Genomic DNA, 24,576 nt, shown 5'->3' on the forward strand with positions numbered 1-24,576 from the left:
GCTTCCGATGCGACTGCGATTTGCATCAGTTCGCCAGGACGAGGCTCGCAAACTCCTGTGCCACATCCGCGATGACGAAGCGCCCGGGACGAAACCAGTCGATCGAGCCGTTCATGGCGCCCAGGATCATATAGCGCATCAGATCGGGCGAGCGCTCCGGCCGAAGGGCTCCGGCGGTCTGAAGCTCCGCGATGAGGCCACGCCAGACATCCTCATAGGCCCGCCTCGCCGCCCGCACGCTGTCGGGCACCGGCGTCGCGCCGAAGGTGAAGACGCGGAAGCTCGCGGTGGTGTAGTCGCGCTGGCCATGGAGGGCGGTGAGATGGGCCGTGATCGCCGCCTCGAGCCGTTGCCGGGACGGCGCGCCTTCCATCTCGGCGAGCGCGGCGACGACCGCGTCATGCACGAAGCGAACGCCGTCATTGACCACGGCCTCGACGATCTCCTCCTTCGAGGCGAAGTGGTGATAAAGGCTGGCCTTGCGGATGCCGACGGCCTCGGCGATCTCGCGCAAGGTCGTCTGATGATAACCGCCCGAACGCAGCAGCCGCGCCGCCGTGTCGAGGATCAGGCGGCGCGATCCGCCGGGGGCCGCGTCCCGCGCGAGACTGTCGGTCGCCGCGCTCACAGCCGCTTGGCGACCTCTTCCAGCATGACCTCGGTGGCGCCGCCGCCGATGGCCTGCACCCGGGCGTCGCGCGTCATGCGCTCGATCGTGCTTTCGCGCATATAGCCCATGCCGCCATGAAACTGCAGGCAGGCATACATGACCTCGTTGACGAGTTCGCCGCAGTAGGCCTTGACCATCGAGACCTCGCGCGTGGCATCGACGCCCTGCGCGTCGAGCCAGGCGGCGTGGTAGACGAGTTGCCGTCCCGCCTCGACCTTCGCCGCCAGCATGGCGAGCTTCTGGCGGATCGCCTGCTTGTCCCAGAGCGGGGCGCCGAAGGCTTTCCGGGTCTTCACATAGTCCAGCGTCAGGTCGATCGCAGCCTGCGCCTCGCCCATCGCCATGGCGCCGATCACCGTGCGCTCGTTCTGGAAATTGCTCATGATCGCATAGAAGCCGCGGCCCTCCTGCCCGAGCAGGTTCTCGGCGGGGATCCGGCAATCCTCGAAGACGAGTTCGGCCGTGTCCGACGACCGCCAGCCATGCTTGTCGAGTTCGCGGGCGACGCGGAAACCGGGCGTGCCCTTCTCGACCAGGAAGATCGAGACCGATTGCGAGGGCTTGGCCGCGAGGTCCGTCTTGGCGGCGACGCAGTAGAGATCGGCATGGACGCCATTGGTGATGTAGACCTTGGCGCCGTTCAGCACATAGCTGTCGCCCTCGCGGCGCGCGGTGGTGCGGATGCCCTTCACATCGGAGCCGGCATCGGGCTCGGTGACGGCCACGGCGACGATCTTCTCACCCGCGATGATCGCCGGCATCAACCGGTCGCGCTGGGCGTTGCTGCCAGCGTTGGCGATATGGACCGAGGCCATGTCGGTGTGGACGAGTGCGGTGATCGCGACGCCCGAGAAGGTCGAGCGGCCGAGCTCTTCCGCGAAGACGACGGTGGCCATCGTGTCCATCTCGGAGCCGCCATATTCGGCCGGGTAGCGGATGCCGAGGAAGCCGAGCGAGCCCATCTTGCGGAGGACCTCGCGCGGGACGAAGCCCGCCTCCTCCCAGGCATGGGCGTGCGGCTTGATCTCCGTCTCGACGAAGCGGCGGACCTGGTCGCGCAGCGCCTCGTGCTCCTCGGTGAAATAGGGCGAGCGAGCGGGCGCGCCCTCGGCTCCGATCCTTTCGACTGCGGACATGGCGGCCTCCTCTCCCGATGCACCAACCTACCGGACGGTAGGGCGCCGATCCGGAGAGATCAAGAAGCGATCCGCCGCAGGCCGCCCCTGTCGCGACGGCAGCGGCCCTCTCGGCTGCCGTCGCCGTCGATGCGGAGCAGAGTGCGATCAGTTGCGCGTCGGGAAGGTGAGCGGCGAAATCTCGAGATGGTCGCGCTTGGCCCAGTCGAGGTCCTTGACCTTGGGCTCAGCGCGGCGCTGGGCCTCCTCGAGTTCGGCGGCGGCGGCGGCGTAGTCCATGGTCAAAACCTTGCCGTTGGCGACGACCGTGACGCCGTCGACGATGACGGTCGTAACGGCGCGCTCGCCCGCGGCATAGATCAGGCTGCGGATCGGATCGCGCAGCGGGCGCATCATCGGGTGGGTGACGTCGACCAGCACGATGTCGGCCTTGGCGCCCTTGGCGAGGCGGCCGATGTCGTCGCGGCCGAGCGCCTTGGCGCTGCCCAGCGTCGCGGCGTTGAAGGCGTCCGAGGTGCGCAGGTCGAACACGTCCTCCGCCATCATGCGCGAGCCGATGCAGACGGCGCGCAACTCTTCCAGCATGTGGTGGGGATAGGTGTCGGTGCCGATGCCGACATTGACGCCGGCGGCGACATATTGGCCGAAGCTCTGCATCGCGATGCCGCGGCGCTGGAACACGATCGGGCAATGGGCGACATTCGTGCCGGTCTCGACGAGGCAGCCGAGATCGTCGGTCGCCGGCCATTTCACCGAGGAGTGGTGGTCGAGGAAGATGCCGTGGCCGATGATCGAGAACGGCCCGAGCACATCGAGCGATTCCAGCCATTCGACCGGCGTCATGCCGTGGCGGCGGGTGATCTCGTGGAACTCGACGACGCTCTGAGCGGCGTGGATCTGGAAGGGAACCTTGCGCTTCTCGGCCTCGGCGTAGCTCGCCTGGATCAGCTCGGGCGTGCAGGTGTCGATCTGCGAGGGCGAGACCATGCCCGAGAGGCGTCCGCTGTCGTCTGCAGCGACCTGGTCGAGAAGCTTCATCGCGGCGGCCATCGCCGCCTCGCCCGCCTTCTCGTCCCATTCGTATTTCGCGAGATGGCCGTTGTCGGTGTACCAGCGGGCCGAGCGGTACATCGGCGAAAACACGCCGCGCAGGCCCGAGGCCTTGAAGGTCTCGAGCCAGCCATCCCAGGCCACCGACATGTCGACCAGCGTGGTGACGCCGGACATCAAGAGCTCGGAATAGGTCACCTGCGCGCAGGACTTGATGCCCTGCGCATCGCAGCGGAACAGCGGCATGAACTCGTAGAGAGCCGTGCCGTACATTTTCGGCGAGCCGAGCTCGTCGTTCCAGCCCTTGGTCATCGCCTCGGAGGAGGGATGGGAATGGATGTTGACGAGACCCGGCATCACCATCTTGCCGCGCCCGTCGATGGTCGCGTCGGCCTTGCCCTTGTAGCTGCCGCCGACATGGACGATGCGGTCGCCGTCATAGGCGACGTCGCCATCGCGCAGATAGACATGCCCCTTGGCCTTGGGATCGTAGGCGACGATCCAGCTGGCGTTGGCAATGAGGGTGATGGGCATGGCAGTCTCCGGCTTGGGCGGCCCATAAGGGAGATGGTGCTTCCCTTCCCCCCTTGTGGGGAAGGGAGAGGGATGGGGGTGGTCCCGCCTGGCGATCGATCGCCAGACGACGTTGCAAGAGTGTCCCGGCGGACGCTGCAGGGCTCGCTCTGGCTTTGCGCCCCCACCCCTGGCCCCTCCCCACAAGGGGGAGGGGAATGGCGGATCAGCGCACGAACTTCAGGTCCAGCCCCTTATAAAGCCCACAGCCATAGATGTTGTGGGCCTTGAAGGGGGCGAGCCGCGCCGAGGCCGCGATCTTCATCGGCTCGTGATAGAGCGGCAGCCAGACCGCCGCCTCGTGAACCTTCTTCAGCACCTCGCCATAGGCGGCGGCGCGATCGGCCTCGTTCAGCGCCGTCATGCCCTTGCTCAGCAGCGCATCCGTCTCGGCGTCCTTCCAGTTCATCCGGTTGGGCGTCGGCGCATTGGTCGAGGGGAAGTAGAGGTTCAGCGCGTCGCCGGCCGAGATGTAGGGGAAGCTCATCCCGAACATGTCGAATTCCTGCGTCGCCAGCTTGCCCCAAGCGATCGTGGCATCGAACAGCTGGACCCTGAGATCGACGCCGATCTTGCGCAGGTCACCCTGGATCGCCTCCATCAGCTTCTGCCAGGTCGAGCCGGTGAAGCCGTAGGCGACCGGGGAGAGCTTCTTGCCGTCCTTGGCGCGGAAGCCGTCGGCACCCTTCACCCAGCCGGCGGCGTCGAGGATCTTGTTGGCTTCCGCGACATTGGTCTTGATCGGCGTCACCGCCTTGTTCCAGTCGAGCGCCTCGGTCGAGATGTAGCTGTAGGCCGGCTCGACCTCGCCGAAATAGAGGTTGTCGGCGATCGCCTTCTGGTCGACCGCCATGACCATCGCCTTGCGCACGGCGGGATCGTTGACGCCGTCCTTGTCGATCTTGAAGCCGACGAAATAAGTCCAGAAGGCTTCCTTGGAGTCGACGAGCTTGAGGTTGCGGTTGGCGCGGATCTGCGACAGGCCGGAATAGGGCACATACTGCGTGACCTGGCTCTGGCCGGTCATCACCGCGGCGAGGCGGGTGTTCTCCTCCGGCACGATGCGCCAGACGATCTCCTCGATCTGGGCGGCGCCCTTGTTCTCGTAGATCGGCGGGCCCCACTTGTAGGCGGCGTGCTTCTTCAGGCGGAATTCGTTGCGCGGCTTCCAGTCGCCCCAGCAATAGGGGCCGGTGCCGTTGAAGCCCTTGACGCCGAAATCGGCGCCGAGCGCCTCGACATTGGCCTTGTCGACGATGACCGCAAAGCTCTGGGTGAGCTGGTAGAGCAGCTCGGAGAAGGGTGCCGTCAGCTTGTACTCGACCGTGGTGTCGTCGACCGCAACGATGTCGTCGACCTTGCCGGCGCGCCAGCGCACGGGCGAGCGCGTCGCGGGATCGACCCAGCGCTTGATCGAATAGACCACGTCCTGCGCCGTCATCTTCTTCCCGTCGCAGAAGGAGACGTCGTTGCGCAGCTTGAAGGTGTAGGTCTTGCCGTCCGGCGAAACCGACCAGGAGGTGGCGAGGCCGGGCTTGATCGTCGACATGTCATGGTCGAGCGAGACCAGCGTGTCGGCCATCATGAAGATGACCTCGGAGGCCGCGCGCGCGGTCGAGCGGTGCGGATCGTAGCGGTCGCTGTCGACCTCGCGCACGATGGTCAGGCTAGCGTTGGACCCCTGCGCAGCCGCCGGGCCGGCGAGGGCCGCGAGGCCCAGCAGCGCGCCCGTGGCGATGGATGTCAGATGCTTCACGATCGTTCTCCCCTGTTGTTCTGAAACGAGCGGTTGGATTGGGTGGTTCACTGGTTCCGCATGCGCGGGTTGAGCAGGTCGCGCAGGGCATCGCCGAGCAGATTGACGCAGAGCACGATGGCGATGATCACGAGGCTTGGCAAAAGCGAGATGTGCGGCGCGAAGAAGAGCGCATCGCGGCCGAGCGACGCCATCATGCCGAGTTCGGCCTCGGGCGTCCGCACGCCGAGCCCGAGGAAGGACAAGGCCGCACCGATCAGGATGATCTGGCCGAAGCGCAGCGTCATGAAGACGAAGACCGGCGACAGGCAGTTCAGCGCGAGATATCGCCAGATCAGGGTGCGGTCCGGCAGGCCCATGGCGCGGCCGGCCTCCATGTAATCCTGCCCCATGATGACGATGGCGGCGCTGCGGGTGATGCGGGCGACGTCGGGGATGGTCGCGATCGAGAGCGCGATCACGATGGCCGTCAGGCCAGGGCCGACGACGGCGGCGAGCGCCAGCCCGAGCAGAATCGCCGGGAAGGACAGAAGGATGTCGGCGGCGCGCATGATGTAGGGGTCGAGCCGACGGTAATAGACGCCCAGCAGGGCGACCAGAGCACCCAGCCCCCCGCCGATGACGATCGAGGCCAGGCCCATCACCAGCGTCAGCCGCGTGCCGTAGAGCAGGCGCGAGAGCATGTCGCGGCCCTGCCCGTCGGTTCCGAGCCAGTGCTGCGGCAGCGAGCCCTCGCTCCAGATCGGCGGGATGAAGGGGCGGCGCGTGGTGTTGTAGGGGTCGAAGGGAGCGAGCCAGGGCGCAAACAGCGCCGCCAGCACGATCAGCAGCAGCAGGACCGCCGCCAGCAAGGCGAGCTTGTCGCGCAGGATGCGGCGGCCGAAGGCCTTGAGCGGGCGGCTTGCGACCGGTGCGGTGACGGCGATGTCAGCCATGTTTTTCCACCCGCGGATCGAGCACGGCGTAGAGCATGTCGACGGTCAGATTGATCACCAGGAAGGCCAGCGCCAAGACAAGGATGGCGCCCTGCGCCAGCGGGAAGTCGCTGGCGAGGATCGCGCCGACGGCCAGCCGCCCGACGCCAGGCCAGGAATAGATCGTCTCGGTGACGACGGCGCCGCCGAGCAGGTAGCCGGCCTGCAGGCCGATCAGCGTCACCACCGGGATCAGCGCGTTGCGCAGCACATGGCGCAACACCACCGCACTCTCCGACAGGCCCTTTGCGCGGGCGGTGCGGACATGGTCGGCGCTCAGCACCTCCAGCGCGGCGGTGCGCGTCATCCGCGCGATCGGGCCGATGAAGACGAGGCCGAGCGTCAGCGCCGGCAGCGCGATGGCGGCGAGACCGTCGAGGCTCCAGAGCGGCCCGCCGCGCCCGATGAAGGGCAGCAGCCCCCAATGGTAGCCGACATACTGCATCAGGATCAGGCCGATGAAGAAGACGGGGGTCGAGACGCCCGCGACCGAGATCGCGATCACGAGGCGGTCGAGCAGGCGGCCACGATAGGCCGCGGCAAGCGTGCCCAGCGCAATACCGAGCGGCACGGCCCAGACCAGGCAGGCGAACATCAGCTCGGCCGTGGGGCCGATCGCCTCGCCCAGTTCGGCGACGACACTGGTGTTGGAGATCAGCGAGACACCGAGATCGCCCTGCAGGACGCGGGCGAGATAAATGCCGAACTGGATGAAGACCGGCCGATCGAGCCCGAGATCCTTGCGAATCTGCTCGACCAGTTCGGGGCTCGCCATGGGGCCGGCGACGATGGCGGCGGGGTCGGCCGGGACGAGTTGCAACAGCAGGAAGCCGAACAGCAGCACCCCGAGCAGGACCGGTACCGACATGGCGATACGCCGGGCGATGTGATTCAGCATGGGCGAACCGTCATCGTCATGGCGAGGAGGCGAAGCCGACGAAGCCATCCAGCGCGCGCGCGACGCACTTCTGGATTGCTTCGCTGCGCTCGCAATGACGACAATGCTCTCAACACCATCACGCTTCCGCCTCGTACACGACCTTGCCCGCGATGATCGTCATGTCGCAGCGGGTCTCGTGCAAGAGCTGTTCCGGCGTGGCGGTGGACAAATCGCGGGAGAAGATCGCGACATCCGCGGCCATGCCCGGCAGGAGGCGGCCGCGGCTGTCCTCGCAGCGGTTCACATAGGCGCCGAACTCGGTATAGGCGGAGATGACCTCGTCGATCGTCAGGGTCTGGTCCGGCGAGATCACCGTGCCGCGCGCGGTCTTGCGGGTCAGCATGGTGTAGATGTTGGGCCAGATGTTCGCGTCGCAGACCGGCGCATCCGAGGAGGCGGCCGGCTTCAGGCCGGCTTCGATCCAGTCCCGCATCGGATAGCAGGCCTCGACGCGCTCGGCCTCCAGCACCGAGAGGTAGAGATCGCCGAAATCATAGATGAAGACCGGCTGCGGCACGGGCTCGATGCCGAGCGCGACCATGCGGGCGATCTGATCCTTCGAGTTGAAGCCGCAATGCTCGATGCGGTGGCGGCGGTCGGCATCGGGGTGGTCGTTCAGGCCGTTTTCCATCGCGTTCAGCGTCTGCTCGATCGCGGCATCGCCGATGGCGTGGACGGCGAGCTGATAGCCCTTGGCGTGATAGTCGCGGGTCAGCGCGTCCATCTCGTCATCGGTCAGGCAGAAGATGCCCTTGGTCTCGGGCTCGCCGAGATAGGGCAGGCTCATCGCCGCCGTCTTGCCGCCGGCCGAGCCGTCGGTGAAGATCTTGACCGGGCCGACGCTGAGCCAGTCGTCGCCCGCCCCCGTCACCAGCCCGTCGGCGAAGCACTGCTCGACGATGCCGTTGTGCCCGCCGAGCAGGCACATATTGGTGCGCACCGGCAGGCGGCCGGTGCGCTGCGCCGTGCGGTAGGCCGCGACCTCGCGGTATTGCGAGCGCATGCCGACGGCGGCATCCATCACCGAGGTGATGCCAAAGGAGTTGCAGTAGCGCCCGGCCCGCTCGATCGCCGCGACGAGTTCCTCGTCGGTCGGATCGGGGATGACCTTCTTGACGGCGTCGCGGCCGTTCTCGGCCATCAATCCGGTCAGCACGCCATTGACCTGCTCGATCGCGCCGCCGGCGGGAACGGGGGTCGTCTCGTCGACGCCGGCGAGCTTCAGCGCCCGCGAATTGGCGACCGAGAGATGGCCGCAGGCGCGCACGATGTAGACCGGGTTGTTCGGGGCGGCGCGGTCGAGCTCCGTGCGATGCGGATGGCGCTTCACGTCGAGTTCGAAATGGTCGTAGCCGCGCGCCAGGATCCATTCGCCCGGCTTCGCCTTGGCCGCCGCCTGCGCGATCATCTCCAGCAGGCCGTCGAGCGTGCGTACGAAGCGCGGCCGGATGTCGAGTTCCTTCATCGTCAGCCCGAGCGGCAGCAGATGCAGATGCGCCTCGTAGAGACCCGGCGTCGCCATGCGGCCGGCGAGGTCGATCACCTGCGTGCCGGGGCCGATCAGCGGCGCCATATCGGCCGGCGTACCGGTCGCCAGAACCTTGCCCGCCCAGAGCGCGACAGCCGAGGCGTAACCCTCCTTCAGCCCGAGATAGACCGGGCCATTCTGGAGAATAAGATCGGCGTGGGGCAGGCTAGGCATGGAATTAGTTCCTCCGGGAACCAATTCATGGCATCAAAAAAATCTCCGGGCAATCGCGGGGCGCGCAGCAAAATGCGCCAGTCCGGCGATGAAGAGATGGGCAGCATCGCGCGTGCTCGCTCGCTGAGCAAGGCTCGGTCAGATGACGCTGCGCGAGATAGGGAGTGGTGCCGCTTGAGGGATTCGAACCCCCGACCCCCTCATTACGAATGAGGTGCTCTACCAGCTGAGCTAAAGCGGCGATGCGGGAGCCTCTACCAGCCCGGCCGATTCTTGGCAAGGCGACGGCGCGGGGCGCGGGCCGGAAAATCCGGCTTCTTAGTCAGTCCTTGCGGAGCTTCTCCGTCTCGGGCTTCTCCTGGCCGAGCGCGACGATGCCGCGGCGGATGGCGCGGGTGCGGGTGAAGTGCTTGTGCAGCGTGTCGCCATCGCCGAAGCGGATGGCACGGGTCAGCACCGCCAGATCCTCGCTGAAGCGGCCGAGCATCTCCAGCACCGCATCCTTGTTGTGCAGGAAGACGTCGCGCCACATCGTCGGGTCGGAGGCCGCGATGCGGGTGAAGTCGCGGAACCCGCCGGCCGAGAACTTGATCACCTCCGACTGCGTCACCGCCGCCAGATCCTCCGCCGTGCCGACGATGTTGTAGGCGATCAGATGCGGCAGATGGCTGGTGACGGCGAGCACGAGGTCATGATGGCTCGCGGTCATCACCTCGACGATCGCGCCCATGCCCTCCCAGAACTGGCGCGTCGCGGCGATGGCGGCCGGATCGGCGTCCTCCGCCGGCGTCAGGATGCACCAGCGGTTGAGGAAGAGGCTGGGGAAACCGGCGTCGGGGCCGGAATTCTCCGTGCCCGCCACCGGATGCGCCGGGACGAAATGCACGCCCTGCGGCAGATGCGGCGTCACCGCATCGACAACGGATTTCTTGACCGAGCCGACATCGGAGAGGATCGCGCCCGGCTTCAGCGCAGAGGCGATCTCGGCTGCGACCGGCCCGCAGGCACCGACCGGCACGCAGAGGATGATGTGGTCAGCGTCCGCGACGGCGGCGGCGGCCGTGTCTGCGATCTCGTGGCCGAGACCGAGTTCGCGGGCCCGCTGCCGCACCTCCGGCTCGCGGTCATAGAGCACGACGCGGCCGGCGAGGTTCAGCGCCTTGGCGGCATGGGCGATCGAGGAGCCGATCAGCCCGATGCCGATGATCGCGAGCCGCCCGAAGAGCGGGGCGTCCCGCCGCGGGGCGAAGCTGTCCTGCGACGGCGCCATCACGCCGCCAGGAAGTCGCTGAGCGCGGCGACCACGAGCCGGTTCTGCTCCTGCGTGCCGATGGTCATGCGCAGCGCGCCGGGCAGCCCGTAGGCGCCGACGCCCCGCAGGATCAGACCGCGCTGCGTCAGGAAGGCGTCGGCCTCCTTCGCCGTGCGGCCGGGCGTCGCGGGGAAATGGACCAGGACGAAGTTGCCGACCGAAGGCGTGACCATCAGGCCGAGCTTCTCCAGCTCGGCGGTGGTCCAGGCCAGCCATGTGTCATTGTGCTCGATCGCGGCCGCGACATGGGCCTCGTCGGCGATTGCCGCCGCACCGGCCTCGATCGCCGCGCCGTTGACGTTGAACGGGCCGCGGATGCGCTCCAGCGCGTCGATGATGTGGGCGGGGCCGTACATCCAGCCGATGCGGAGATTGGCGAGGCCATAGATCTTCGAGAAGGTGCGCGTCATCACGACGTTCTCGCTCTCGGCGACCAGTTCGAGGCCCGACGCATAGTCGTTGCGGCGGACATATTCGGCATAGGCCGCGTCCAGCACCAGGATCACATCCGACGGCAGCCCGGCATGCAGGCGCTTGACCTCGTCGAAGGGAATGTAGGTCCCGGTCGGGTTGTTGGGGTTGGCGAGGAAGACGATTCTGGTGCGCGGCGTCACGGCCGCCAGGATGGCGTCGACATCGGCGGTGAAGTTCGTCTCGTCGACCACGACCGGCTTGCCGCCGGCCGCCAGGATCGCGATGCGGTAGACGAGGAAGCCGTGCTGGGTGAAGACGCCCTCGTCGCCGTCGCCGAGATAGGCCTTGGTGATGAGCTGGAGCAGTTCGTCCGAGCCGGTGCCGCAGAGGATGCGGCCGGCGTCGAGCCCGTAGCGGGCGGCGATCGCCTCGCGCAGCTTGGTCGAGGAGCCGTCCGGATAGAGCTCGAGCTTGCCGGCGATCTTGCCATAGGCCTCGACGGCCTTGGGGCTGGGGCCCAGCGGCGTCTCGTTCGAGGAGAGCTTGTGCAGCTTCACGCCGGCCGGAGCGGCCGATTTACCGGGAACATAGGCCTCGATGTCGAGGACGCCGGGGCGGGGCATGGGGCGGGTGGCTGCGGACATGGTCTTGGCTTTCGGCGTTGACGACCCTCTCCATCATTCCGGGCGACCGGAGGGAGACCCGGAATCCATCGGAGGGCACCGCACTCTACGATGGATCCCGGAGCTCCGCTTCGCTTCGTCCGGGATGACGGTGGTGGATCAGGCGAGAGACATAATCGGGTTCACGAACGGACGGGCTTGAAGGCGAAACGGGCGGCGTGGCTGCCGATCTCGGCGAAGTCGCTGAGGCCGGCGGGTTCCAGCGAGGCGCGGATCGTGGCCTGGTCGACCTCGCCCGAGGCGGCCACCAGCAGCGAGAGATGCGAGCCGTCGGCGGCCGAGGCCGAGACCTCGGCGAGATGCTGGGCGAGCCCGGCCCGCAGCGTCTCGGACCAGCGCTCGACGCGGGCGGCATAGAGCACGATCTCGCGCACGGCGGCATCCGCCAGCGGCTTGGCGATGCAGTAGACCGGCGTGCCGGCCGGGTGGTTCGGCCGCTCGATGAAGGGCAGTCGCGCGATGATCTTGGGGGCGTCGGCGCCCACGAGATCGCGCCACCAGATGCCGGCGCTGGCGCCCTGGTCCATGCGGAAGATGCCGAGATCGCCGGCCGAATCCGCCACCGCGCGGATGACGGCGCGCGCATCCGCATGGGTGACGAAGGGCACGGTGAAGCCGAAATGGAAGCGGGCGGAATCGCGCATCGCCGCATCGCCACCCGAGACGTCGGCATGGACGGCGTAGTTCGCCTGCACATAGGTGAAGGTGGCGATGATGATGCGCCAGATGCCCTCGATCGTATCGAGCGGCAGAAGGCCCTGATGGCGCAGCGCGAGGCGCTTCATCATGTCGGCCTCGCGGCCGGGGCGGAAGGCCGAACCCGACACCTGCGTCTTCTTGACCGAGATCAGCGTCTCGATGATTGCGGACCGCTCCATCAGCAGGCCATGCATCTGCGTATCGATGCGATCGATCTCGGCGCGCAGATCAGCAAGGGTGGTCGGGGCGGCTTCAGTCATGATGGCAGCGCGATCGCGAGGAACGGCCCTCGTCCCGAGGACCTGGTGTGGATGGAGGCTCTTAGCGCCGCAACCCGCCCTTGGCAAAGCCGCGGGCGCAACGCCGCGTTGACATGACGCACGCGTCGCGGCATCGCTAGGGTTCGATCTTCCGAACGAGCTGACCGGCAAGACAGATTATCGCGTCGAAACGGACAAGAATGAGCGACTTTTCCGCGAACCTGGCCGACCCCCTGAAGGAAGCGAACGAGCCGACGAGCGCGGTGGCGCGCTTTGGCCCCGATACGCCGTTGCGGATGGATTGCGGCGTCAGCCTCGGCCATTGGCAGATCGCCTACCAGACTTACGGCACTTTGAACGTGTCGCGGTCGAACGCCATCCTGGTCTGCCATGCCCTCACCGGCGACCAGCATGTCGCCAGCCGCAACCCGATCACCGGCAAGGGCGGCTGGTGGACGGCCATGGTCGGCCCCGGCAAGCCTGTAGACATCGACCGCTTCTTCGTGATCTGCGCCAATGTCGTCGGCGGCTGCACCGGCACGACCGGCCCAGCCTCGACCAACCCCGAGACGGGCAAGCCCTGGGGGCTCGGTTTCCCGATGGTGACGATCCGCGACATGGTGCGGGCCCAGCGGCACCTGATCGACAGCCTGGGGATCGAAACCCTGTTCTGCGTCGCCGGCGGCTCGATGGGCGGGATGCAGGTGCTGCAATGGGCGGCGAGCTATCCCGAGCGCGTCTTCGCGGCGCTGCCTCTGGCGACGGCGGCCAAGCATTCGGCCCAGAACATCGCCTTCCACGAGGTCGGCCGCCAGGCCGTGATGGCCGACCCCGACTGGCGGGCCGGGCGCTATCTCGAAGAGGGCACGCGCCCCTCCAAGGGGCTCTCGGTGGCCCGCATGGGCGCTCACATCACCTATCTCTCGGAGCCGGCGCTGCACCGCAAATTCGGCCGCAAGCTGCAGGACCGGGAGGCGCCGACCTTCTCCTTCGACGCGGATTTCCAGGTCGAGAGCTATCTGCGCTATCAGGGGCTGTCCTTCGTCGAGCGCTTCGACGCCAATTCCTATCTCTACGTGACGCGGGCGATGGACTATTTCGATCTCGCCGCCGACCATGACGGCGTGCTCGCCAAGGCCTTCACCGGCACGAAGACGCGCTTCTGCGTAGCGTCTTTCACCTCCGACTGGCTGTTCCCGACCGCGGATTCGCGCGCCATCGTGCATGCGCTCAACGCGGCGGGCGCCTCGGTCTCCTTCGTCGAGCTCGAGAGCGACAAGGGCCACGACGCCTTTCTGCTGGAGGAGCCCAACCTGTTCGCCACGACGCGCGGCTTCATCGGCGCGGCGGCGCGGGCACGGGGGATCTGATGACCGGCGGCCTTCCCTGTCATTCCGGGGCTTCGCGCAGCGAAGAACCCGGAACCCACGACCGGGCTCCAAGCGGCCTCATCCTCAAGCAATCAGGCTCGCCCGGTCGTGGGTTCCGGGTTCGGCCCTCCGGGCCGCCCCGGAATGACAGGTGGAGATTCGCTTGACGACGATGGACACCCACACCAACCGCATCGACCTGAAGCTCGTCGCCGAAATGGTGACGCCCGGCTCGCGCGTGCTCGATGTCGGCTGCGGGGACGGCGCGCTGCTGGCGCTGCTGGCGGAGACCCGCAATGTCGATGCGCGCGGCATCGAACTATCGCGCGAGGGCGTGGCCGGGTGCGTCGCGCGCGGACTCTCGGTGATCCAGGGCGATGCCGACACCGACCTGACGGAATATCCCGACGACGCCTTCGACTACGTCATCCTGTCCCAGACGATCCAGGCTACGCGCAACCCGCGCTTCGTGCTGGAGCAGATGCTGCGGATCGGCCGGCGCGCGATCATCTCCTTCCCGAATTTCGGACACTGGAAGATGCGCAGCCAGGTCTTCTTCCTCGGGCGCATGCCGGTGACGGATTCGCTGCCCTATGCGTGGTGGGACACGCCCAACATCCACTTCTGCACGATCCGCGATTTCGTGACGCTGTGCGACACGATCGGCGCGGAAAAGGAGCGCGCGGTGGCGCTCGACGCGGCGGGCGGCCGCGTCGGCGTCAGTGCGCCGTGGTGGTTCTGGAACCTCTTTGGCGCACAGGCGGTGTTTTTGCTGAAGCGGGGATAGCTCGCCGCCGTCATGCTCGGGCGAAGGTTGATCCCGCCGGAGATCCCCGGGTCGGCGCTAGATCCCCGGGTCGGCGCTGCGCGCCGCCCGAGGAAGACGTGGATTACGCCCGTCAGTTCAACGGCACGCCCGCCGGCCGCTTTTCCTTCACGGCCGCGATATCGCCCAGCATCAGGCTGGCGGGGCCGACCGTGACCGGCACCGTCTCGCCGTCATGGACCTTGCCGGCCAGCAGCATCTCGGCCAGCGGGTCCTGGACCGACTTCTGGATGACGCGCTTGAGCGGGCGCGCGCCATAGGCCGGATCGTAGCCCTTGTCGGCGAGCCACTGTCGAGCATCCTTCGACAGCTCCAGCACGATCTTGCGGTCGGTCAGGAGCTTGGCGAGCCGGGCCATCTGGATGTCGACGATCGCGCCCATGTCCTCCCGGCGTAGCCGGTGGAACAGGATGATGTCGTCGATGCGGTTCAGGAACTCCGGCCGGAAGGCCTGCCTGACCACGCCCATGACCTCGTCGCGGACCTCTTCGGAATCCTGGCCCTCGGGCTGGTTGACCAGATAGTCGGAGCCCAGATTCGAGGTCATGATGATCAGCACGTTGCGGAAGTCGACCGTGCGGCCCTGGCCGTCGGTCAGGCGCCCGTCGTCAAGGACCTGCAGCAGGACGTTGAACACGTCGGGATGCGCCTTCTCGACCTCGTCGAACAGCACGACCTGATAGGGCCGGCGACGGACGGCTTCGGTGAGCGCCCCGCCCTCCTCATAGCCGACATAGCCGGGAGGCGCGCCGATCAGCCGGGCGACGGAGTGCTTCTCCATGTATTCGGACATGTCGAGGCGCACCATCGCAGTGTCGTCATCGAACAGGAACGCGGCCAGCGCCTTGGTCAGCTCGGTCTTGCCAACGCCGGTCGGCCCCAGGAACATGAATGAGCCGATCGGACGGTTGGGATCCTGCAGACCGGCGCGGGCGCGACGGACGGCCGTCGAGACGGCCTCGACCGCCTCGCGCTGGCCGACGACGCGCGAGGCCAGCACCTGCTCCATGCGCAGGAGCTTGTCCTTCTCGCCCTCGAGCATCCGGTCGACCGGAACGCCTGTCCAGCGGCTGACAACCTGCGCGACATGGTCGGCCGTTACGGCCTCCTCGACCATGCCCGAATTGTCGCCGATGGCCTCGATCTCGGCCAGGGTCTTCTCGAGCTGCGGGATTTCGCCATAGGCGAGTTCGCCGGCGCGCTGATACTCGCCCTTGCGCTGGGCCTGGGCCAGTTCGGTGCGGGCGTTGTCGAGCTTGGTCTTCAGCTCGGCGGCGGCACCGAGCTTGTCTTTCTCGGCCTTCCACTTCGCCGTGATCGTGGCCGAGCGCGACTCCAGATCGGCGAGCTCGGATTCGAGCCGCTTCAGCCGCTCCTTCGAGCCGGTATCGCTCTCCTTCTTGAGCGCCTCCTGCTCGATCTTGAGGCGGACGATCTCGCGGTCGATCGAGTCCAGCTCCTCGGGCTTGGAATCGACCTGCATGCGCAGGCGCGCCGAGGCCTCGTCGACAAGGTCGATCGCCTTGTCGGGCAGGAAGCGGTCAGTGATGTAGCGGTTGGACAGCGTCGCGGCCGAGACCAGTGCCGAATCCGTGATGCGGACGCGATGGTGCTGCTCGTACTTCTCCTTCAGCCCGCGCAGGATCGAAACGGTGTCCTCAACCGAGGGCTCGTCGACGAAGACGGGCTGGAAGCGCCGCGCCAGGGCGGCGTCCTTCTCGACATATTTGCGGTACTCGTCGAGCGTGGTGGCGCCGATGCAGTGCAGGTCGCCGCGGGCCAGAGCGGGCTTGAGCAGGTTCGAGGCGTCCATCGCCCCGTCGCTCTTGCCGGCGCCGACGAGGGTGTGCATCTCGTCGATGAAGAGGATGATGCCTCCCTCGGCCGCCGAGACCTCGTTCAGCACGGCCTTCAGCCGCTCCTCGAACTCGCCGCGATACTTCGCGCCGGCGATCAGGGAGCCCATGTCGAGCGACAGCAGGTCCTTGTCCTTCAGGCCCTCGGGCACGTCGCCATTGACGATGCGCAGCGCCAGCCCCTCGGCGATGGCGGTCTTGCCGACGCCGGGCTCGCCGATCAGGACGGGGTTGTTCTTGGTCCGACGCGAGAGCACCTGGATCGTGCGGCGGATCTCCTCATCGCGGCCGATGACCGGATCGAGCTTGCCCTCGCGGGCCGCGGCGGTGAGGTCGCGCGCGTATTTCTTCAGGGCGTCATAGCTCTGCTCGGCGCTGGCGGAGTCGGCGGTGCGGCCCTTGCGGATCGCCTCGACGGCGGCGTTGAGCGCCTGTGGCGTGACACCGGCCTTGCCGAGCGCCTTGCCGGCCTCGCTGTCCTTCTCGATCGCCAGAGCAAGCAGGAGCCGTTCGACGGTCACGAAGGAATCGCCCGCCTTGTCGGCCGCCTTCTCGGCGGTGTCGAAGACACGCGCCAGGCCCTGCGTCAGGCTGACCCCGCCGGCACCGGCGCCGCTCACCTTCGGGAGCCGAGCCAGCGCGGCATCGGTGAGCTGGAGTGCGAGCTTGGCATTGCCGCCCGAGCGGTCGATCAGCCCGGCCGCCATGCCCTCATTGTCGTCCAGCAGCGCCTTGAGCAGATGCTCCGGCGTGAACTGCTGATGGCCCTCGCGGAGCGCGATGGTCTGCGCGGCCTGCAGGAAGCCCTTGGCGCGATCGGTGTATTTTTCGATGTTCATCTGTTCACTCCGCCCACCGGCACGCCCCGTAGCAGCGTCGACCGGTCGCCTTTCGTCAGGATGGAGCGCCCGTTCGGGCCGCCCCTCGCGACTTAGATAGTGTGGCATTCCCGCAACGGAAGAGGCTGTGAAACCGAATTGACCTGGGTCAAATCCCGCGGGCACCATGGGCCATGGCAGGCACTCAGCGACAGCAGTCGATCCGCAGGGCGCTCCGGGCTCTGGCGCCGGGCATTCCGCTCGCCGACGCGGAGGCGGTGGTGGAACTGGCCGAGCGACGTCACATGAAGGATCTGCCGCCCTCCACCGCGCTCTGGCTCGCGCTGGGGAGCCATGTCCGCCACGTCCACACCGACTACGAGCAGTTGCTGGCCGATGGCTACGACCGCGAGGCGGCCCGTTTCTTCGTCGTGGAGGAGACCGATTCCGTGCTGGCGGGCTGGGGTTGCCAGCGCTCGGTCGCGGAACTGCCCGAGGTCGAGGAGGCGGCTGTCCGGACCCGCATTTCGCGGGGCTGATCGCTGCCATGCCAGGAATTCATCGCTCTCCGCGGCTCGGTCGCGCTAGTCTCGCGATCCGTCTTGCTTCAGGTCCCTCCCCATGCGCATCGCCTCGCTGTACCGCTATCCCGTCAAGGGCCTGTCGCCCGAACGCCTGACCTCGGCGCAGCTCGAGGCGAACGCCTATTTTCCCGGCGACCGGCTGTTTGCGATCGAGAACGGGCCTTCGGGCTTTGACCCGGCCGAGCCCGTCCATCAGCCCAAGATCAAGTATCTGATGCTGATGCGGCACGAGGCGCTGGCGACCCTGCGCACCCGTTATGACGACCCCAGCGGCGAGCTTGTCATTGCCCGGGACGGCCAGGAGGTGCTGCGGGCCGACACGCAGACGGCCGCGGGGCAAGGCGCCATCAGCGCGTTCTTCGAGACGTTCATGCCGGAGGCTCTGCGCGGCCAGCCGCGTCTGCTGCGGGCGCCGGCGGGCTACCGCTTCACCGATTCGCGCTCGGGCTTCGTCTCGCTGATCAACCTCGCCAGCGTCGCCGATCTTGAGAAGCGTATCGGCTCAGCCGTCGATCCGCTGCGGTTCCGCGGCAACATCATGATCGAGGGGCTGGCCCCCTGGAGCGAACTCGACCTCGTCGGCCGCGAGTTGACCACCGCGTCCGGTGTGAAGCTGCAGGTCATCAAGCGGATCGAGCGCTGTGCGGCCACGAATGTCGATCCGCAAACCGGAGCCCGCGACCTGCAGCTGCCGAAGGCGCTGATGACCGCCTTCGGGCATGTCGATTGCGGGATCTACTGCCAGATCATGGCGGGGGGCCGGGTGGCCGAGGGCGAGCGCTTCGACCTCATCGACAGGCCGGCGCCGCTCGGCATCGCCTGACGCAGGCCGGGCTCATCCTTCCTGACAAGGAAAAGGGGCCCTTACGGGCCCCTTCTTGTTGTTCAGTCGCCGGTCGGCTCACTCGGGAGAGCCGTCCGTCTCGGACCCCAGCGCATCCATGACCTCGCGGGGCGAGCGGCGGCGGCGCGGGCGCTTCACGGCCCCTTCCGTCGGAGCGGAATCGCCGCCCTCCGGGGCGACCGGCTCGATGGCGGCGGGAGCCGGCTCGGCCGACGGCACCCGCACCGGCGTGGTCAGGAAGGACGGCAGCGCCGCGGCGACATCGCCCGGCTGGTCTGCGTCGAGTTCAGCCTCGCGCTCGCGGCGGGGGCGGCGCTCAGGCCGCGGGCCACGCTCGGGCCGATCAAAGCGACGCTCGCCCTGGACGGGCTGCGGCGCCGTTTCGGGCTGCTCGCCGGTCACGGGGATGTCGGAGCGCGGCGCATCGGGACGGGGCGCGTAGCCGCCCTGCACGGGCTGGCCGCCCTCCGGCCGGTCGAAGCGACGCTCGCCATCGCGGGCGGGCCTGTCATTGCGCTCGGGCCGATCGTTGCGGTCAAAGCGCCGGTTGCCATTGCGGTCATTGCCGGGGCGGTCGCTGCCGAAGCGGTCGTTCGGCGGGCGATCGTTATTGCGGGGCGGGCGATCGAAGCGCTGACCGTCCTGGCCTTCGCCATCCTGCCGCGCGGCGCCGTTGCCGTTGTAGCCGTTGCCGTTGACAGCACCGCCCTGGGCGTTGCGACCGTCAGGCTGAGGCCCACCCGGCTGCATGCCCTGGCCGTCCTCGTCACCCTCTTCCTCTCCGTCATCGGCGTCCTCGTTGAAGGCGCGATTGGGCGGGAAGCTGTGGCCAAACTGCTGGGCCATCTGCTCCTGGGCAGCCAGAAGGATGCGATAATAATGTTCAGCATGCTGGAAATAGTTCTCAGCCGAGACCGGATCGCCGGAGGACTGGGCGTCTCGCGCGAGCTGCAGATACTTTTCCGCGACATGCTGCGCGGTCCCGCGCACCTTGACGTCCGGACCGTTCGACTCGTAGCTCCGCTGCAGCGGATTCGGCGCCTTCCGGTTACCGTTGTTGTTGTTATTGTTATTGTTGTTGTTACGGCCGCGCATGCGCCGGTTCTGACCTGGTCTCATTCGCGTGAATCTCGCGCTCTGTGCTCAAGGCAACCGTGGGGTCATCATGCGTGGGCCGGCGCACAGCGGGTTGCGGCGCTGCACCGGGAAGATTTGACCTGAAGTGGCGTCGCGCCGATCCTGGTCTTCACGCGCTCTTTCCAAAAGGGACCTCTTGGTCCCATGAGCCGATGGGCGCCGCGGCGCCTTCGGTATCCAATCTGGCTGGTCAGTTCCGTCGATTCACGGACATGTCCGGAAGAAACGATCGGTCGCCACAGGACTCAACCCGAGGCTCCGGCCTGACGACACCAGCGTCGGCTAGTCAGGTGCATAGAGGATTTTACCGGACGCTCCAAGCAAAATCACACCGATGCCCTCGCTTTTCAGTGCAGAGCAAAGATCAGCGCGCGGGGGTGGCCGCCGAGATCGCGGCGCGATCCGAGCCAGGTGAAGCCACCTTCCCGCATGATCGCCTTCACATCCTCTTCCTGCCCGGCGCCGATCTCGAGCAGGACGAGGCCGCCATCGGCCAGCCGGTCGGGCAGCGTCCCCGCGAAGATGCGGTAGGGATCGAGTCCGTCGCACCCGCCGTCGAGCGCGAGCAGCGGATCGTGATCGCGGACCACGGCGTCGAGCATCGCGATGTCGGCGCTGGGGATATAGGGCGGATTGGAGACGATCAGGTCGAAGCGGCCATCGAGACCGATCGTCCAGGAGCCTTCGCGGAACAGGGTGCGCCCGGCAACGCCGTTCAGCGCGGCGTTGGAACGCGCCGTCTCGCAGGCTTCGCTCGACAGATCGATACCGACACCCGTCGCGGCGGGGCATTCGGTCAGGAGCGTGACCAGCAGGCACCCGGTCCCGGTTCCGAGGTCGAGGATGCGCAACGGATCCTGCCGTCTCGCTCCGATTTGCTCCAGAGCGGCCGCGATCACTGTTTCACTGTCGGGCCGCGGCTCCAGGGTCGCGGGAGACAGGCGAAACGGCAGGCCCCAGAACTCGCGCTCGCCCAGAATGCGCCAGAACGGCTCCCCCGCCAGCCGGCGATCGACCGCCTGGTCCAAGGCGGCGGCCATTGTGGGCGTCCAGCCGGCCGCCGCCTCGCCGCCGACGAGATGCTCGACCAGCCATCGCGCTTCGAGAGCTGCGTTGTCGATGCCCGCCTTCAACAGACGCCGCACAGCATGACGCCGCGCCTCCGGCAACGACGACGCGACGTCAGAGATGAGCGAAACCGTCAGTTGCCCTGCATCTTCTCGTTGATGCAGAAGCGCATCTTGGTCCGGATCGACGAGCGGCTCTCGCGTGAACCGCGCATCTCCGACTGGCAAACGCGGCGCGCCTGGGACTGGGTCATGGCCTTGTTCATCCGCGCGGGCGGGCCGCTGGTGATGCCCTTCAAGCCCCGCTCCATCGAGCGTTCGATGCGCTCCGCCGTGCCCTGGGCCTGAACCGGCGCGGCGACCATCGTCGCCATCAGTCCCGCGATAGCGGCAGTTGATAGAATCTTGATCATGGGAGGCTCCCCCCTGTTGCACTGTCGATGACCGGACAACGCCAGCGGCGGCCGGAGGTTTCATCGCCTCGGCGGGATCCTGGGTCACGAGATGCCCTCGCTGGCCAGCAGGCGGGCCTGATGCTCGGCGGTGAGGGCATCGATGATGTCGTCGAGCACCAGCCCCTGCATCATCTCGTCCAGCTTGTAGAGCGTCAGGTTGATGCGATGGTCGGTGATCCGCCCCTGCGGGAAGTTGTAGGTGCGGATGCGTTCGGATCGGTCGCCCGAGCCGACCTGCGAGCGCCGGTCGGCCGAGCGCTCGGAATCGAGGCGGATTCGCTCGAGATCGTAGAGCTTGGCGCGCAACAGTTCATAGGCGCGCGCCTTGTTCTTGTGCTGGGAGCGCTCGTCCTGCACCACGACCACGACACCGCTCGGCATGTGGGTCAGGCGCACCGCCGATTCGGTCTTGTTGACGTGCTGCCCGCCGGCGCCACCGGCGCGCATCGTGTCGATCCGGATGTCGCTGTCGTTGAGGACGATGTCGACATCTCCGGCGAGCGGCAACATGGCCACCGTCGCGGCGGAGGTGTGGATGCGGCCGCTGGTCTCGGTGTCCGGCACACGCTGGACGCGGTGCACGCCGGATTCGTATTTCAGCCGGGCATAGACGCCGCGGCCGGAGATTTCGGCGATGACCTCCTTGAAGCCACCGACCGTGCCCTCACTTTCGGAGAGCAGATCGACGCTCCAGCCCTTCTGGGCGGCATAGCGCTGGTACATCCTGAACAGGTCGCCCGCAAACAGGGAGGCCTCGTCGCCGCCCGTTCCTGCCCGGATCTCGAGGATGACGCCACGCTCGTCGGCGGCATCCCTGGGCAGCAATGCGATCAGGATTTCGCGGGCGCGGGCGTCGATCTCGGTACGGGCCGCGTCGCGCTCCTCATAGGCGAGGTCCCGGAACTCGGCATCGGTCGCGGGGTCCGCGATCAACTGTTCAGCCTCGGCCAGATCGGTCTGCGCCTGGCGCCAGACCGCGATCGCCGCCACCACCGGATCGAGCTCGGACAGCTCCTTGGCGAGTTCGACCGTGCGGGCCGCATCCGTGGCGGTGTTGATCTCGGCCGTCGCCGCGGCGTGGCGGGCGACGATGGCGTCGAGGCGATCCTGGGGAAGCTGAAGCGACATGGGGAAACTCGAAACGACGATCGGAGGGCTCGGTACACGCGGGACGATGGCCCGCTAGACCGGCACCTTGCATTCGGCGGCGAAGGCAGCGAGTTGCGGACGCAGGCTGGCAGCCCCATCTCCCGACGCCAGCATCCAGTCGATCCGTTCGGTCAACCTGGCGACGTCGAGCGCGCGCAGCATCGCCTTGACCGGGCCGATGGAGGCCGCCGACATCGAGAAGGCGCGGTAGCCCAGCCCGATCAACGCCATCGTCTCGAGCGGCTTGCCGCCCATCTCGCCGCAGACGGTGACAGGGCAGTTCGCCTCGGACGCCGCCTCGACGATGCTGCGCAGCGCGCGCAAGGCGCCGGCCCCCAGGGGGTCGAACCGGTCGGCCACGCGCTTGTTCTCGCGGTCGGCCGCGAACAGGAATTGCATCAGGTCGTTGGTACCGATCGACAGGAAATCAGCCTCGCGCACGATCTCCGGCAATTCGAACAGGAGCGACGGCACCTCGACCATGACGCCGAGCTGCAGGCTCAGCGGCGGCACATGCCCCTGCTTTTCCAGCATCGCCTGCTCGCGCCGCACGATGGTGCGGGCGCGCTGGAACTCGTCGACCGTCGCGATCATCGGCAGCATGATCTTCATGTCGCGGCCCGATCCAGCCCTCAGCAGGGCCCGGATCTGGGCGCGGAGCAGGCGCGGCTTGTCGAGGCCGATCCGGATCGCCCGCCAACCCAGCGCGGGGTTCTCCTCCTCGACGCGCTCCATATAGGGCAGCACCTTGTCGCCGCCGATGTCGAGCGTGCGGAAGGTGACGGGGCGCCCCTGCGCCTGATCGAGGACGGCCGTATAAAGCGCCTGCTGCTCGCCCGTCGTCGGCATGTGCTCGGCGACCATGAACTGCAGTTCGGTGCGGAACAGGCCGATGCCGGCGGCCGCCGTCGCTTCCAGATTCGGCATGTCGACCAGCAGGCCGGCATTGATCTGGAGCACGATGGGCACGCCGTCGCGGGTGACGGCAGGCTGGCTCTTGAGCTTGCGATACTGTTCCTGCTTGCGGGCGCGCAGCCGCGCCTTGTCCTTGTAGGCGTTTTCGACGTCGGGCTGGGGCCGGATCTGGACCTCGCCGGCCTGGCCATCGACAATGACCGCATCGCCCGACTGGATCAGCGCCGTGGCATTGACGATCTCGCCCACAGCCGGAATGCCGAGCGCGCGGGCGACGATGGCGATGTGGCTGGTCGGCCCCCCCTCTTCGAGAACGAGCCCGCGCAGATGGGCGCGGTCGTAATCGAGCAGCGCGGCCGGGCCCATCGAGCGCGCGATCAGGATCGCGTTCTCGGGCATCTCCTCGCGGGCGACGCCGTTGGCCTTGCCGACGAGAGTGCGCAGCAGCCGGTTGGCGAGGTCGTCGAGATCGTGCAGGCGCTCGCGCAGATAGGGGTCCGTCTGGCGCAGCATCTTGGCGCGCGTGTCGGACTGGACACGTTCGACGGCCGCCTCGGCGGTGAGGCCGGTCAGCACGACCTCGCGCATGCGGCGCAGCCAGCCCTGGTCATGAGCGAACATGCGGAACGTTTCGAGCACGTCACGATGCTCGCCGATATGGGCGATGTCGCCGCGCTCGATCAGTTCGTCGATCGAGGCGCGCATCTCGGCGATGGCGTCCTCCAGCCGCTTGACCTCGGCGGCCGGGTTCTCGGCGATGAGATTGGTGATCGCGACGCGGGGCTCGTGCAGCACGGCATGGCCGAGGCCGACGCCGTCGGCGAGCGAGACGCCGACGCTGTGGATCGGACGGTCGAGGCCGATCGAGGCGCCCGGCCGCGCCAGCGATTTCAGCCCGCCGGCGGCGATCATCTCCGCCATGATCATGGCGGTGGTCTGAAGCGACTCGATCTCCTCGTCGCTGTAGAGGCGCGAGGCGCGGTTCTGGATGACCAGCACGCCCATCACCGCGCCGCCGCGCAGGATCGGCACGCCGAGGAAGGAGCGGTAAATCTCTTCACCCGTCTCGGGCCGGTAGGAGAAGGCGGGATGGTTCTGCGCGTCCGACAGCGCCAGCGGCTCGGCTTCGCGCGCGATGAGGCCGACGAGGCCCTCGCCGGCGCGCATGGTGGTCAGATGCACCGCTTCGCGGTTCAGACCTTCGGTGGCGTAGAGTTCGAGCGAGCCGTCCTCGCGCAGGACGTAGACAGAGCAGACCTCGGCGACGAGATTGCCGGCGATCAGAACGACGAGCCGATCCAGCCGCTCCTGCGGGCTGATCGAGGCCGCCATCACCTCACGAAGGCGGCGCAGCAGAACGCCCGATCCTCCGAGAGCACCTCGCAT

General features: G+C 67.5%; 20 protein-coding genes and 1 tRNA gene. 4 read left to right on the plus strand and 17 right to left on the minus strand.

All coding sequences use genetic code 11. The features are described 5' to 3' along the window. Nucleotides 1–25: 25 nt before the first annotated feature. From SJY11_RS21470 to SJY11_RS21520, 11 genes are all read right to left on the minus strand, one after another. Nucleotides 26–628, minus strand: coding sequence for a TetR/AcrR family transcriptional regulator (locus SJY11_RS21470; RefSeq protein WP_376988766.1), 603 nt, complete (start codon nucleotides 626–628; stop codon nucleotides 26–28). After that, entirely contained in the window at nucleotides 625–1,806 is a 1,182-nt protein-coding gene (locus SJY11_RS21475; protein WP_376988767.1) for an acyl-CoA dehydrogenase family protein, read from the minus strand. Before SJY11_RS21475 ends, SJY11_RS21470 begins: the two co-directional genes overlap by 4 nt. Before the next feature lie 147 nt (nucleotides 1,807–1,953). Then, nucleotides 1,954–3,390, minus strand: a complete 1,437-nt coding sequence (locus SJY11_RS21480; RefSeq protein WP_376988768.1) for an amidohydrolase family protein — start codon at nucleotides 3,388–3,390, stop codon at nucleotides 1,954–1,956. A 205-nt stretch (nucleotides 3,391–3,595) separates the two neighbouring features. Next, nucleotides 3,596–5,185 (minus strand): ABC transporter substrate-binding protein, encoded by a 1,590-nt coding sequence (locus tag SJY11_RS21485; RefSeq protein WP_376988770.1) that lies wholly within the window; start codon nucleotides 5,183–5,185, stop codon nucleotides 3,596–3,598. 47 nt (nucleotides 5,186–5,232) lie between these two features. Then, entirely contained in the window at nucleotides 5,233–6,120 is an 888-nt protein-coding gene (locus SJY11_RS21490; RefSeq protein ID WP_376988771.1) for an ABC transporter permease, read from the minus strand. Next, entirely contained in the window at nucleotides 6,113–7,057 is a 945-nt protein-coding gene (locus SJY11_RS21495) for an ABC transporter permease (protein WP_376988772.1), read from the minus strand. Before SJY11_RS21495 ends, SJY11_RS21490 begins: the two co-directional genes overlap by 8 nt. 118 nt (nucleotides 7,058–7,175) lie before the next feature. Continuing rightward, entirely contained in the window at nucleotides 7,176–8,801 is a 1,626-nt protein-coding gene (locus SJY11_RS21500) for an amidohydrolase (RefSeq protein ID WP_376988773.1), read from the minus strand. Between the two features lie 165 nt (nucleotides 8,802–8,966). Beyond that, a tRNA-Thr gene (locus SJY11_RS21505) sits at nucleotides 8,967–9,042 on the minus strand. Nucleotides 9,043–9,123: 81 nt separating this feature from the next. Then, entirely contained in the window at nucleotides 9,124–10,071 is a 948-nt protein-coding gene (locus tag SJY11_RS21510) for a prephenate/arogenate dehydrogenase family protein (RefSeq protein ID WP_376988774.1), read from the minus strand. Continuing rightward, nucleotides 10,071–11,171, minus strand: a complete 1,101-nt coding sequence (gene hisC / locus SJY11_RS21515) for a histidinol-phosphate transaminase (protein WP_376988776.1) — start codon at nucleotides 11,169–11,171, stop codon at nucleotides 10,071–10,073. Before hisC ends, SJY11_RS21510 begins: the two co-directional genes overlap by 1 nt. Nucleotides 11,172–11,332: 161 nt before the next feature. After that, complete coding sequence (locus SJY11_RS21520; protein ID WP_376988778.1) at nucleotides 11,333–12,169, minus strand: chorismate mutase; 837 nt, start codon at nucleotides 12,167–12,169, stop codon at nucleotides 11,333–11,335. A gap of 200 nt (nucleotides 12,170–12,369) precedes the next feature. Between SJY11_RS21520 and metX the strand changes: the two genes are divergently transcribed. Next, nucleotides 12,370–13,539 carry a homoserine O-acetyltransferase MetX gene (gene metX, locus SJY11_RS21525; protein WP_376988779.1) on the plus strand — a complete coding sequence of 390 codons (1,170 nt, stop codon included), beginning with the start codon at nucleotides 12,370–12,372 and terminating at the stop codon, nucleotides 13,537–13,539. A gap of 172 nt (nucleotides 13,540–13,711) precedes the next feature. Then, nucleotides 13,712–14,326: a methionine biosynthesis protein MetW gene (gene metW / locus SJY11_RS21530; protein WP_376989388.1), complete on the plus strand. Its 615-nt coding sequence runs from the start codon at nucleotides 13,712–13,714 to the stop codon at nucleotides 14,324–14,326. Nucleotides 14,327–14,438: 112 nt separating this feature from the next. Here metW and clpB read toward each other — a convergent pair whose 3' ends face one another. Further along, nucleotides 14,439–17,060, minus strand: coding sequence for an ATP-dependent chaperone ClpB (gene clpB / locus SJY11_RS21535; protein WP_376988780.1), 2,622 nt, complete (start codon nucleotides 17,058–17,060; stop codon nucleotides 14,439–14,441). A 173-nt stretch (nucleotides 17,061–17,233) separates the two neighbouring features. Here clpB and SJY11_RS21540 point away from each other — a divergent pair, with 173 nt between their 5' ends. Continuing rightward, nucleotides 17,234–17,578 carry a DUF2293 domain-containing protein gene (locus tag SJY11_RS21540; RefSeq protein WP_376988781.1) on the plus strand — a complete coding sequence of 115 codons (345 nt, stop codon included), beginning with the start codon at nucleotides 17,234–17,236 and terminating at the stop codon, nucleotides 17,576–17,578. Nucleotides 17,579–17,660: 82 nt separating this feature from the next. Continuing rightward, on the plus strand, nucleotides 17,661–18,446 hold the full coding sequence (locus SJY11_RS21545; protein ID WP_376988782.1) for an MOSC domain-containing protein: 786 nt from the start codon (nucleotides 17,661–17,663) through the stop codon (nucleotides 18,444–18,446). Nucleotides 18,447–18,524: 78 nt separating this feature from the next. Here the strand turns inward: SJY11_RS21545 and SJY11_RS21550 are convergent, their stop codons facing one another. The 5 genes from SJY11_RS21550 to ptsP all read right to left on the minus strand — a co-directional run bounded on the left by SJY11_RS21550 (nucleotide 18,525) and on the right by ptsP (nucleotide 24,576). Continuing rightward, nucleotides 18,525–19,562 (minus strand): DUF4167 domain-containing protein, encoded by a 1,038-nt coding sequence (locus SJY11_RS21550; RefSeq protein WP_376988784.1) that lies wholly within the window; start codon nucleotides 19,560–19,562, stop codon nucleotides 18,525–18,527. A 389-nt stretch (nucleotides 19,563–19,951) separates the two neighbouring features. Beyond that, nucleotides 19,952–20,899, minus strand: a complete 948-nt coding sequence (prmC, locus tag SJY11_RS21555; protein ID WP_376988785.1) for a peptide chain release factor N(5)-glutamine methyltransferase — start codon at nucleotides 20,897–20,899, stop codon at nucleotides 19,952–19,954. Beyond that, nucleotides 20,806–21,084, minus strand: coding sequence for a hypothetical protein (locus SJY11_RS21560; RefSeq protein WP_376988786.1), 279 nt, complete (start codon nucleotides 21,082–21,084; stop codon nucleotides 20,806–20,808). The genes prmC and SJY11_RS21560 overlap by 94 nt, the downstream gene beginning before the upstream one ends. An 84-nt stretch (nucleotides 21,085–21,168) precedes the next feature. Then, nucleotides 21,169–22,254: a peptide chain release factor 1 gene (gene prfA, locus SJY11_RS21565; protein WP_326908170.1), complete on the minus strand. Its 1,086-nt coding sequence runs from the start codon at nucleotides 22,252–22,254 to the stop codon at nucleotides 21,169–21,171. Between the two features lie 54 nt (nucleotides 22,255–22,308). Beyond that, complete coding sequence (gene ptsP, locus SJY11_RS21570; RefSeq protein WP_326908172.1) at nucleotides 22,309–24,576, minus strand: phosphoenolpyruvate--protein phosphotransferase; 2,268 nt, start codon at nucleotides 24,574–24,576, stop codon at nucleotides 22,309–22,311.

This window comes from Allobosea sp. R86505, from assembly GCF_042466375.1.
Lineage (GTDB): Bacteria > Pseudomonadota > Alphaproteobacteria > Rhizobiales > Beijerinckiaceae > Allobosea.

What these genes read in the sequence shown, in the direction of transcription:
- SJY11_RS21500 (WP_376988773.1), bottom strand. Translation starts at nt 8,801, where the DNA reads ATGCCTAGCCTGCCCCACGCCGATCTTATTCTCCAGAATGGCCCGGTC.
- SJY11_RS21540 (WP_376988781.1), top strand. Translation starts at nt 17,234, where the DNA reads ATGGCAGGCACTCAGCGACAGCAGTCGATCCGCAGGGCGCTCCGGGCT.
- SJY11_RS21475 (WP_376988767.1), bottom strand. Translation starts at nt 1,806, where the DNA reads ATGTCCGCAGTCGAAAGGATCGGAGCCGAGGGCGCGCCCGCTCGCTCG.
- SJY11_RS21520 (WP_376988778.1), bottom strand. Translation starts at nt 12,169, where the DNA reads ATGACTGAAGCCGCCCCGACCACCCTTGCTGATCTGCGCGCCGAGATC.
- metW (WP_376989388.1), top strand. Translation starts at nt 13,712, where the DNA reads ATGGACACCCACACCAACCGCATCGACCTGAAGCTCGTCGCCGAAATG.
- SJY11_RS21560 (WP_376988786.1), bottom strand. Translation starts at nt 21,084, where the DNA reads ATGATCAAGATTCTATCAACTGCCGCTATCGCGGGACTGATGGCGACG.
- ptsP (WP_326908172.1), bottom strand. Translation starts at nt 24,576, where the DNA reads ATGCGAGGTGCTCTCGGAGGATCGGGCGTTCTGCTGCGCCGCCTTCGT.
- SJY11_RS21550 (WP_376988784.1), bottom strand. Translation starts at nt 19,562, where the DNA reads ATGCGCGGCCGTAACAACAACAATAACAATAACAACAACAACGGTAAC.
- SJY11_RS21510 (WP_376988774.1), bottom strand. Translation starts at nt 10,071, where the DNA reads ATGGCGCCGTCGCAGGACAGCTTCGCCCCGCGGCGGGACGCCCCGCTC.
- clpB (WP_376988780.1), bottom strand. Translation starts at nt 17,060, where the DNA reads ATGAACATCGAAAAATACACCGATCGCGCCAAGGGCTTCCTGCAGGCC.
- SJY11_RS21495 (WP_376988772.1), bottom strand. Translation starts at nt 7,057, where the DNA reads ATGCTGAATCACATCGCCCGGCGTATCGCCATGTCGGTACCGGTCCTG.
- hisC (WP_376988776.1), bottom strand. Translation starts at nt 11,171, where the DNA reads ATGTCCGCAGCCACCCGCCCCATGCCCCGCCCCGGCGTCCTCGACATC.
- metX (WP_376988779.1), top strand. Translation starts at nt 12,370, where the DNA reads ATGAGCGACTTTTCCGCGAACCTGGCCGACCCCCTGAAGGAAGCGAAC.
- prfA (WP_326908170.1), bottom strand. Translation starts at nt 22,254, where the DNA reads ATGTCGCTTCAGCTTCCCCAGGATCGCCTCGACGCCATCGTCGCCCGC.
- SJY11_RS21545 (WP_376988782.1), top strand. Translation starts at nt 17,661, where the DNA reads ATGCGCATCGCCTCGCTGTACCGCTATCCCGTCAAGGGCCTGTCGCCC.
- SJY11_RS21490 (WP_376988771.1), bottom strand. Translation starts at nt 6,120, where the DNA reads ATGGCTGACATCGCCGTCACCGCACCGGTCGCAAGCCGCCCGCTCAAG.
- SJY11_RS21480 (WP_376988768.1), bottom strand. Translation starts at nt 3,390, where the DNA reads ATGCCCATCACCCTCATTGCCAACGCCAGCTGGATCGTCGCCTACGAT.